Origin of the sequence: Streptomyces sp. 13-12-16, assembly GCF_002114215.1 — a bacterium.
Classification (GTDB): domain Bacteria; phylum Actinomycetota; class Actinomycetes; order Streptomycetales; family Streptomycetaceae; genus Streptomyces.
Genome location: NZ_NCTE01001001.1, coordinates 1 through 1,898, shown reverse-complemented (window position 1 = coordinate 1,898; position 1,898 = coordinate 1). Strand labels below are relative to the sequence as shown.

2 protein-coding genes are annotated in these 1,898 nt (G+C 71.1%); one reads left to right on the top strand and one right to left on the bottom strand.

Features of this window, described 5'->3' with window-relative positions:
* Positions 1-181: 181 nt before the first annotated feature.
* The gene (locus B7767_RS33980) at positions 182-727 is read left to right on the top strand and encodes an NUDIX hydrolase (protein WP_085575462.1); all 546 of its coding nucleotides are present in this window, start codon (positions 182-184) and stop codon (positions 725-727) included.
* A 50-nt stretch (positions 728-777) separates the two neighbouring features.
* On the opposite strand, the gene B7767_RS33975 is transcribed toward B7767_RS33980, so the two are convergent.
* On the bottom strand, positions 778-1,635 hold the full coding sequence (locus B7767_RS33975) for a 3-hydroxybutyryl-CoA dehydrogenase (RefSeq protein WP_085575461.1): 858 nt from the start codon (positions 1,633-1,635) through the stop codon (positions 778-780).
* Positions 1,636-1,898 lie beyond the last annotated feature (263 nt).

The following is a 1,898-nucleotide window of genomic DNA, read 5'->3' as shown; positions in this document are numbered from 1 at the left end:
CGAACTCATCGACGGGGCGCTGCGCGTGCCGCTGTAGCACGGGCGAGGTCCCGGGCCCCCGTGCCCGGCCGCGCGCCTCCGCCGCGCCCGCCGCTGCGCCACGGGCTGCCTCCCGTGCGCCTGCCTGCCGGACCGCCGCTGCTGCGATATTGCCCCCTACCCGTCGGAAGGTGGCAGAACCGTGCAGTGGACGAAGCAGAGCGAACAGACCGTGTACTCAAACCGCTGGTTCAGCGTCAATCTCGCGGATGTCGAGCTGCCGGACGGCCGGCACCTCGACCACTTCCTCATCCGGCTGCGGCCCGTCGCCGTGGCCACGGTGGTCAACGAGGCCAACGAGGTCCTCCTGCTGTGGCGCCACCGCTTCATCACCGACAGCTGGGGGTGGGAACTCGCGGCCGGGGTGGTCGAGGACGGCGAGGACGTCGTCCGGGCCGCCGCGCGGGAACTGGAGGAGGAGACCGGCTGGCGGCCGGGGCCGCTGCACCACCTGATGAGCGTGGAGCCCTCCAACGGCCTCACCGACGCCCGGCACCACATCTACTGGTCCGACGAGGGCGAGTACGTCGGACACCCCGTGGACGACTTCGAGTCGGACCGCCGGGAATGGGTGCCCCTGAAAGTGGTCCCCGACCTGGTCGCCGCCGGCGAGGTCCCGGCCGCCGGCATGGCGGCGGCGTTGCTCCTGCTGCACCACCTCAGGCTCGGCCAGGACGGCAGGCCCTGAAACGCCGGGGGCCCGGCACCCCGCGGGATGCCGGGCCCCCGGGGGAACACTCAGTACGTGTAGAAGCCCGAGCCGCTCTTGCGGCCCAGCCGGCCCGCGTCGACCATGCGCTGGAGCAGCGGGGGAGCGGCGTACAGCGGCTCCTTGTACTCCTCGTACATCGAGTACGCCACCGAGGCCACCGTGTCCAGGCCGATCAGGTCGGACAGCTTCAGCGGGCCCATCGGGTGGGCGCAGCCCATCTCCATGCCGTTGTCGATGTCCTCCCGGCTGGCGATGCCCGACTCGAACATCCGGATCGCGGAGAGCAGGTACGGGATCAGCAGCGCGTTCACCACGAAACCGGAGCGGTCCTGGGCGCGGATCGCGTGCTTGCCCAGCAGCTTCTCGGTGAAGGCCTGGGCGCGGCTCAGCGTGCCCTCGGAGGTGGTGAGCGCCGGGATCAGCTCGACGAGCCTCTGCACCGGGGCCGGGTTGAAGAAGTGGATGCCGATGACGTGGTCGGGCCGCGAGGTGGCGACCGCCAGCTTCACCAGCGGGATGGAGGAGGTGTTGGAGGCCAGGATCGCGTCCGGCCGGGTCACCACCTGGTCGAGGACCTGGAAGATCTCGGTCTTGACCTGCTCGTTCTCGACCACGGCCTCGATCACCAGATCACGGTCGGCGAACTCGCCGAGGTCCGTGGTGAAGCTCAGCCGGGCCTGCGTGGCCGCCAGCTCCTCCTCGGAGATCTTCCCGCGCTCGGCCGCCTTCGACAGGGAGTTGAACAGCCGGGTACGGCCGATCTCCAGGGCCTCGCCGGTGGTCTCGGCGACCTTGACGTCCAGTCCGGCCCGGGCGCACACCTCGGCGATCCCCGCACCCATCTGACCGCAGCCCACCACTCCGACGCGCTCGATGTCGGTCACATCGTTCCCTTCGCTACTGCTTACGGCTGTGGCAGGTCGCCGGGTCCCGGGTCCTGCTCCGTCCGTGCACGTTACTCCGAAGTATCGATGATCGATCGCGGGGGTGGGGCATCCTGGGCACAGGACCGTGTCCGGCCAGGCGGTTCGACGGTGTTCAGGGGGGCGCCATGGGGCGGGTGTCACGCAGGATGTTCGCGACGGCGGCGCTGGCCGCGCTGGCGACGGTGCCGCGGGCGTCGGCCGCGCCGCGGCGGCGCGCGGTG